Source organism: Paraburkholderia sp. (genome assembly GCF_035501035.1).
In the GTDB taxonomy this organism is placed as follows: domain Bacteria; phylum Pseudomonadota; class Gammaproteobacteria; order Burkholderiales; family Burkholderiaceae; genus Paraburkholderia.
Genome location: NZ_DATJWR010000316.1, coordinates 1 through 7,760, shown reverse-complemented (window position 1 = coordinate 7,760; position 7,760 = coordinate 1). Strand labels below are relative to the sequence as shown.

Here is a 7,760-nt window from a genome sequence, read left to right as displayed (position 1 = left end):
TGGCGCGGGCGCAGCGCGCGCTCGAACGCTTCCTCGTGGGTCGAGGCGGGCGTGGCGGCGATCACGCGGTCGGCGCCGGCGTGGCTTGCGGCGAGTTTGTCGGTTTCGATCATCCGGCGATTGTACCGCGCAGACTACGCGCCGGCGGCGCCGTCTCCCGCGCAAACGTAGGTGGTGCAACTAACAGCCATCGCAAGCGCCGACCGCGCCCGCGCGTGCGAATGCGCGGTGAGTGCGCGCGGCGGCAATCAAGCCTTGGAGAGCATCTTGAGCGCGAGCTTGATGCCTTCGGAGACGCCGGTGCCGGCGGGCACGCTCTTGATCGCGGCGAGCGCTTCCTTCTCCGAATAGCCGAGCGCGAGCAGTGCGTTGAGGATGTCGTTCGCGTGATCGGATGGCGAAGCGGCGGCGGCCATCGCGCCCAGGTCGGCGCCGAGCTTGCCCTTGAGTTCGAGCAGCAGGCGCTCGGCCGTCTTCTTGCCGATGCCGGGCACGCGCGTGAGGCGCGCCGAATCCTGCAGCGTGACCGCCTGCGAGAGGTCGTGCACGCTCATGCCCGAGAGCACGGCGAGCGCCATGCGCGCACCGATGCCGGTGATCTTGAGCAACTCGCGAAACGTCGCGCGTTCTTGCTGCGTGCCGAAGCCGTAGAGCAGGTGCGCGTCTTCGCGCACGATCATCTGCGTGAGGAGCACGACTTTTTCGCCGGCGCCGGGCAGGTTGTAGAACGTGCTCATCGGCACGTCGACTTCGTAGCCGATGCCGTTGCAGTCGATGAGCAGGTGCGGCGGGTTCTTTTCCAGCAATACGCCGGCAATGCGACCGATCATGGCGGGTTCAGTGATGAGAGAAAGCTTCAGAGTGTAGCGGAGGGCAGGGCGGCGCGGAGCGCGCGCCTCGAACCTTGATCGTTCGGCCAGGTGCAGCAGCGGCGCCATCGAAGCCTCGATCAGCCGATCAAACGTCCGCGCCGCACCCGCATGCCCTTCTTCGCGAGCGCTGGCGCAAGTCCGCCGAGCGTGGCGAGCGCATCGCCGCCGTGGGCGTGGCAGATCGCCATGCCGAGGGCGTCGGCGGCGTCGGTGCCGGGCGTGCCGGTGAGATTCAATAGCCGCACGACCATTTGCTGCATCTGTTCCTTGGTCGCGCGTCCGTAGCCCACCACGGCCTGCTTCAGTTGCAGTGCGGTGTACTCGGCCACCGGTACGCCGCCCGAAACCAGCCCGCAAATGGCTGCGCCGCGCGCCTGGCCGAGCAGCAGCGTCGACTGCGGATTGACGTTGACGAACACCTTTTCGATCGCGGCCTGGTCGGGCGCGTGCTGGCGGATCAAGGTCGAAATGCCCTCGAAGATCGTGCCCAGACGCGTAGGCAAATCGGCATCGGCGGTGCGGATGACGCCGCTTGCGACATACGTGAGCTGATGGCCGTGACGCTCGATCACGCCGAAGCCGGTGACGCGCAAGCCGGGGTCGATGCCGAGAATTCTCATGAAATGCGGGAAAAGCGAATGTGCCTGCGATGGTACAACGAACGGCACAGCCGCCGCGAGCCTTGCTGGCGTAGAGGGACGCCGGCAAGGCGCAAAGAAAAAGCCCGCGGGACATGAATCCGGCGGGCCTTTGCACCAGCGGCGCGTCACGTGCAGGTCACGCGCCGCGCGCAAGGATCAATGACGGAAGTGGCGCACGCCCGTCATCACCATGGCGATGTTGTGCTCGTCGGCGGCGGCGATCACTTCGTCGTCGCGCATCGAGCCGCCCGGCTGGATCACGCAGGTCGCGCCCGCATTGACCACCACGTCGAGGCCATCGCGGAACGGGAAGAACGCGTCCGAAGCGACCGCGGTGCCGGCGAGCTTGAGGCCCGCGTTATCGGCCTTGATGCTGGCGATGCGCGCCGAATCCACGCGGCTCATCTGGCCCGCGCCCACGCCCATCGTCATGCCGTTCGCGCAGAACACGATCGCGTTGGACTTCACGAACTTCGCGACGCGCCAGGCGAAGAGCAGGTCGTCCATTTCCTTCGGCGTCGGGTGGCGCTTCGTCACCACGCGCAGCTCGTGCGGTTGCACGTTCTTCGCGTCGAGCGATTGCACGAGGAGGCCGCCGCCCACGCGCTTCAGGTCGAACGCGTTATGGCCTTCGCCCAGAGCGATTTCGAGCAAACGCACGTTCTGCTTCGCCGCGAACACGGCCTTCGCCGCTTCCGAGAACGACGGCGCGATCAGCACTTCGACGAACTGCTTCGACACGGCCTGCGCCGCGGCTTCGTCCACTTCGCGGTTGAACGCGATGATGCCGCCGAACGCCGAGGTCGGGTCGGTCTGGAACGCCTTCGAGTACGCTTCGTGCGCGTTCGCGCCGATCGCCACGCCGCACGGATTCGCGTGCTTGACGATCACACAGGCCGGCGCGTCGAAGGTCTTCACGCATTCCCACGCGGCGTCCGAGTCGGCGATGTTGTTGTACGACAGCTCCTTGCCCTGCAGCTGCGTGTAGTTCGCCAGCGCGCCGGCGGGCGTTGCGAGGTCGCGGTAGAACGCGGCGCTCTGGTGCGGGTTTTCGCCGTAGCGCAGGTCCTGCACCTTGTCGAACGCGAGGTTCAGCACGGCCGGGTAGGTGTTGCGCTCCTTGTGATCGAGCGATTGCGTGAGGCTCGTCAGGTAGTTCGTGATCGCGCCGTCGTACTGCGCCGTGTGCGAGAACACCTTGGTCGCGAGGCGGAAGTTCGTCGCGTAGCTCATGGTGTTGCCGTTCGCGCGCATCTCTTCCAGCACCAACGCGTAGTCGGTCGGGTCGACGACCACGGTCACGTCGCGATGGTTCTTCGCCGCCGAGCGCAGCATGGTCGGGCCGCCGATGTCGATGTTCTCGATCGCGTCTTCGAGCGTGCACTCTTCCTTCGACACCGTCTGGACGAACGGATAGAGGTTCACGACGAGCAGGTCGATCGTCGGGATGCCGTGCTTTTCGAGCGCGGCCATGTGCTCGGGCAGGTCGCGGCGCGCGAGGATGCCGCCGTGCACCTTCGGGTGCAGCGTTTTCACGCGCCCATCGAGCATTTCCGGGAAGCCGGTGTAGTCGGCCACTTCGGTGACGGGAAGGCCTGCGTCCGCGAGCAGTTTCGCGGTGCCGCCGGTCGACAGGATCTTGACACCGAGATCGGACAGGGACTTCGCGAAATCGACGATGCCCGACTTGTCGGAAACGGAGATGAGCGCTTGCTTGATCATGATGAGGAGGAGTTACCGAGGGATCGAGGAGTCCGCGCCGAAGTCCAGAAGTGCGGGAAGGGCCGCGACGGCCGTTACAGCAGGCCGTGCTGCTGGAGCTTCTTGCGCAGCGTGTTGCGGTTGATGCCGAGATACTCGGCGGCCAGCGACTGGTTGCCGCCGGCCTGCTCGAGCACCACCTCGAGCATCGGTTTTTCGACGCACGCCATCACCATTTCATAGACGTCGTGCGGATTGCTGCCGTCGAGGTCCTGGAAGTAAATGCCCAGACTCTCGCGGACGGATTGTTCGATATTGTGCTTGCTCATGCTGCCAGTCGATCGTTTGATTCCTCGCCACCATCGGTTTGGTCGTCGACGTAGACGAGGCGCTCTGAGCGCGCCTTCTGCTCGTCGAAGAACTGGTTGACGGCAACGAGCTGTTCGCGTGTGGTGTCCAGCGTATTCATGCGATGCCGGAACGTATTGGCGCCGCAAAGGCCGCGAGTGTACCAGCCGATATGCTTGCGCGCAGTACGCACGCCCGTAAACTCGCCATAAAACGCGTAGTGGTCTTCGAGATGCTCGTTCATGATCGACTGGATTTCGTCCACGCGCGGCGGTGGCAGCAGTTCGCCCGTGGCGAGGAAATGCTCGATTTCGCGAAAGAGCCACGGACGCCCCTGCGCCGCGCGGCCGATCATGATGGCGTCGGCGCCCGTGACGGCGAGCACCTCGCGCGCCTTCTGCGGCGACACGATGTCGCCGTTCGCGACCACCGGAATGCGCGCGGCGGCCTTCACCGCGGCAATCGTTTCGTACTCCGCTTCACCGTGATAGAGGTCCGCGCGCGTGCGGCCGTGCACGGTGAGCATGGCAATGCCGCTTTCCTCGGCAATGCGCGCGACCGTGAGCGCGTTGCGGTTCTCGCGGTCCCAGCCGGTCCGGATCTTGAGCGTGACGGGCACGGCGTCCGGACCCACGCCCACGGCGTCGACCACGGCCTTGACGATGCGCGCGACGAGCGGCTCGTTTTGCAGCAGCGCCGAGCCCGCCGCCACGTTGCAGACCTTCTTGGCCGGGCAGCCCATGTTGATGTCGATGATCTGCGCGCCGTTGGCCACGTTGTAGCGCGCGGCTTCGGCCATCATGTCCGGGTCGGCGCCGGCGATCTGCACGGCAATGGGCTCCACCTCGCCCGCGTGATTGGCGCGGCGCATGGTTTTCTCGCTCTTCCAGAGCTGCGCGTTCGACGCGACCATTTCCGACACCGCGTAGCCCGCGCCGAGGCGCTTGCACAGCTGGCGGAACGGCCGGTCCGTAACGCCTGCCATGGGGGCGACGAACAGGTTGTTACGCAGGGTGTGACGGCCGATTGTGAACATGACGCGCGGGCGACGCCGGTTGTCGCGGCGCGGATGGCGTTCCGGCACACGCGGCTAACGGCGAGAATCTGAAAACGGGGAAACGCGTATTTTAGCGTTAACGGGATGCAAGGTCGCGCAATGCAGACCCTGGTCTTGTTTCAGATGCGGGTGTGGGGTCTGTAATCGTGTCCGCGATTGAGTCGACGATCGCGTCCGCAAGCAGATCGTCAAGCGCGCTTCGAAGAAAAGTGCTTTGACCCCAAAACGGGCTCATCAGCTTCGCTGTCCGAACATCATTTGCCGCGCGAGCGCCGTCTTGACGGGCGGCGCGAATTCGAGCGCCGTGAGCGCGAGCCCGCGCAGCATGGCCAGCGGGCCGAAGTCGACGGTGAACAGGCGCGCGAGCGTGTCGGTGGCGCCGATCGTCATGCGGCGATCGAACGCACGGCGGCCGGCGAAATCCGCCAGCGCGCGTGGTGTGGCGCCGTGCTGCGCGACGGAGTCGACGAGCGCGTGCGCGTCGCGCAGGCCGAGATTGAGCCCTTGGCCCGCAACCGGATGCAGCGTTTGCGCCGCGTTGCCGACCGCCGCGATGCGGCCGTGACCGGAAACCAGTGCGTCGAGCGCGTTCAGGCCGAGCGGGAACGCCGCGCGGCCGTGGATATGCGTGAAGCGGCCCATGCGCGCGCCGAACGCAGCACCCAGTTCGGCGAGGAAGCCAGTGTCGTCGAGTTGCGCGCGGCGCTCGGCTTGATCGGGGGAGCAGCACCACACGAGCGCGTAATCCGCGCCGCGCACGCCGCCCATCGGCAGCAGTGCGATTGGGCCTTCGTTCGTGAAGCGCTCCCACGCCACGTGCGGCTGCGGCGCGGAGAGCGTCACCACGCCGACCAGCGCCGTTTGTCCATAGTCGCGCGAGCGTTTGGTTTCACCTTGCGGCTGCACGGCCCGCTTGTTGGCTTCGTCGGAATCGTCGTGCGCGGCACGCCGCGGTTGCGGGCGATAGAGGCCGCCTTCGGCGTTCACGAGAATGCGCGTGCGCAGGCGCCGCTCCACGCCTGCGCTCACCACGGGCAGCGTGACGCCGTCGTGCTCGACGACCGGGTCATGTGCGTACGCGTGATGCAGCCAGTGCACGCTGCTGCCGCGCACGGCCTGCGCGAGCGCCTGCACGATGGCGCCATAGCGGGCGACGTAGCCGAGCGCTGGCAAGTCGTAGTCGCGACGGTCGATCAGCGTGCGCCCGAAATGGCCCCGCTGCGAGACGTGGATGCGCTCGATGGGCGTGGCGTCGTGTGGCCACGCGAGCGCTTCGAGCAGCGTGCGGCTGCCCTGCGAGACCGCGATCGCGCGCGGGTCGCCGGTGCTGTCGTCGGGTTCGCGCGCGTCGATCAGCGCGATCGAGAGCGCGCGCGTGGCGCTGCGCCGCGCAAGCCAGCCTGCGAGCGCGAGACCCACCGGCCCCGCGCCGACGATGGTCAAGTCGTAATCGAACGGCTCGTGCGTGACGGTGCCGGCCGCGGCGGCCGACGTGGCCGAGGCGGGTACGGGGGCGTCGTTCGCGCTGCCGGAAACTGCGTTCATGTCGTTTGCTTCGCTTCGTCTGGGGTCTTCGCGCGCGTCAGGCGCGGCTGCGCGCGTCCTGCATCAGCGCTTCGATTTCGCCGGCGGCCACGGGCACGCCGCGCGTGATCAGCTCGCAGCCCGTTTCGGTGACGATCGCGTCGTCTTCGATGCGAATGCCGATGTCCCAATAGCGCTCGGGCACGTCTTCGGCCGCGCGGATATAGAGGCCCGGCTCGATCGTGAGCGTCATGCCGGGACGCAGCGTGCGCCAGGGCGGCGGGGTGTCGGCTTTTTCCGTGCTCGTGGCGCTCGAGGCGGCGCTGTGTTCCCCACGCTCCTCACGTTCCCGATAATCGCCCGCATCGTGCACATCCATGCCGAGCCAGTGCCCGGTGCGATGCATGTAGAAGCGCGCATAGGCGCGCTCGGCGATCACGTCGTCGACGCTCGCAAAGCGCTGCCGGTCGAGGATGCCGGTATCGAGCAGCCCCTGGGCGAGCACCCGCACGGCGGCCTCGTGCGGCGCCTCGAAATTCACGCCGGCGCGAGTGGCATCGATGGCGGTCTGCTGCGCGGCGAGCACGATGTCGTAAAGCTCGCGTTGCGCGCTCGTGAAGCGGCCGCTCGCGGGGAACGTGCGCGTGATGTCCGAGGCGTAGCCGTTCAATTCGCACGCGGCGTCGATGAGAACGAGGTCGCCTTCGCGCGCCACGGCATTGCCGGCGGGATAGTGCAGCACGCAGGCATTCGCGCCGGCCGCGACGATCGAGCCATAGGCCGGCGCCTGGGCGCCGTGCTTGCGGAACGTGTAGAGCAGCTCGGCTTCGATTTCGTATTCGCGCATGCCGGGGCGGCACGTCTGCATCGCGCGAACGTGCGCGAGCGCCGAGATATGCGCGGCGCGGCGCATCGTGTCGAGCTCGTGCGCGTCCTTGATCACGCGCATGTCGTCGAGCAGCGGCAGCAGGTCGTACGCGGCGGCAGGCGCGGTGACGCCGCTGCGCCCCTGCGCGCGCACCGCGTCGATCCAGCGCTTCACCTGCGCATCGAAGCGATCGGAGGCCGCGAGCGCGTAATGCAGCGCGGGGCGGTTCGCGATGAGTTGCGGGATGCGCGCATCGAGTTCGTCGAAGGGAAACGCGGCGTCGAAGCCGTACGCTTCGCGCGCGCCGTCGGGACCGTGGCGAAAGCCTTCCCAGGTTTCGCGCTCGACGTTCTTCGCGCGGCAGAACAGGATCGCGGCCGGCTGGTTCTCGCCCGCGCTCGCGTCGAGCACGAGCAGCGCCTCGGGCTCCGTGAAGCCGGTGAGGTAATAGAAGTAGCTGTCGTGCCGATAGGGATAGTCGGCGTCGCGGTTGCGCAGCACTTCGGGCGCGGTCGGCACGAGCGCGACACCGCCGCCCTCGGCGCGCAGCGCGGCAAGCACGCGCTCGCGGCGTGCGCGATAGAGCGCGGCGCCGCCGTCGGGGCCCCGTTGCACGTCGGCCGCGTTGGCGGCGGGTTGGGTTTCGCGCGAGGCGGCCGGGGAGGCTGGCTTGAGGGTCGAGTCCATCGTGCGATTGTAGCGCCTGCGTGCAACCTGGCGTCCGCCCGCGATCGCCGCGTGAGCGGCAG

7 protein-coding genes and 1 pseudogene are annotated in these 7,760 nt (G+C 67.4%); all 8 read right to left on the bottom strand.

Going from position 1 to position 7,760, the window contains the following annotated elements; translation table 11 throughout:
* Positions 1-113, bottom strand: a pseudogene (locus VMJ11_RS23345) (Holliday junction branch migration DNA helicase RuvB); the annotation flags it as partial.
* Between the two features lie 135 nt (positions 114-248).
* Positions 249-830: a Holliday junction branch migration protein RuvA gene (gene ruvA / locus VMJ11_RS23340; protein ID WP_325622214.1), complete on the bottom strand. Its 582-nt coding sequence runs from the start codon at positions 828-830 to the stop codon at positions 249-251.
* Positions 831-949: 119 nt separating this feature from the next.
* Positions 950-1,492, bottom strand: a complete 543-nt coding sequence (gene ruvC / locus VMJ11_RS23335) for a crossover junction endodeoxyribonuclease RuvC (RefSeq protein WP_325622212.1) — start codon at positions 1,490-1,492, stop codon at positions 950-952.
* A gap of 177 nt (positions 1,493-1,669) precedes the next feature.
* Positions 1,670-3,235 (bottom strand): bifunctional phosphoribosylaminoimidazolecarboxamide formyltransferase/IMP cyclohydrolase, encoded by a 1,566-nt coding sequence (gene purH, locus VMJ11_RS23330; protein WP_325622210.1) that lies wholly within the window; start codon positions 3,233-3,235, stop codon positions 1,670-1,672.
* Between the two features lie 74 nt (positions 3,236-3,309).
* Complete coding sequence (locus VMJ11_RS23325) at positions 3,310-3,543, bottom strand: Fis family transcriptional regulator (protein ID WP_028216158.1); 234 nt, start codon at positions 3,541-3,543, stop codon at positions 3,310-3,312.
* Positions 3,540-4,598, bottom strand: coding sequence for a tRNA dihydrouridine synthase DusB (gene dusB, locus VMJ11_RS23320; RefSeq protein ID WP_325622208.1), 1,059 nt, complete (start codon positions 4,596-4,598; stop codon positions 3,540-3,542). The genes VMJ11_RS23325 and dusB overlap by 4 nt, the downstream gene beginning before the upstream one ends.
* A gap of 255 nt (positions 4,599-4,853) precedes the next feature.
* Entirely contained in the window at positions 4,854-6,164 is a 1,311-nt protein-coding gene (locus tag VMJ11_RS23315) for a UbiH/UbiF/VisC/COQ6 family ubiquinone biosynthesis hydroxylase (protein WP_325622206.1), read from the bottom strand.
* 37 nt (positions 6,165-6,201) lie between these two features.
* A complete protein-coding gene (locus tag VMJ11_RS23310) occupies positions 6,202-7,698 on the bottom strand; it encodes an aminopeptidase P N-terminal domain-containing protein (protein ID WP_325622216.1) in 1,497 nt (498 codons plus the stop codon).
* Positions 7,699-7,760: the final 62 nt, after the last annotated feature.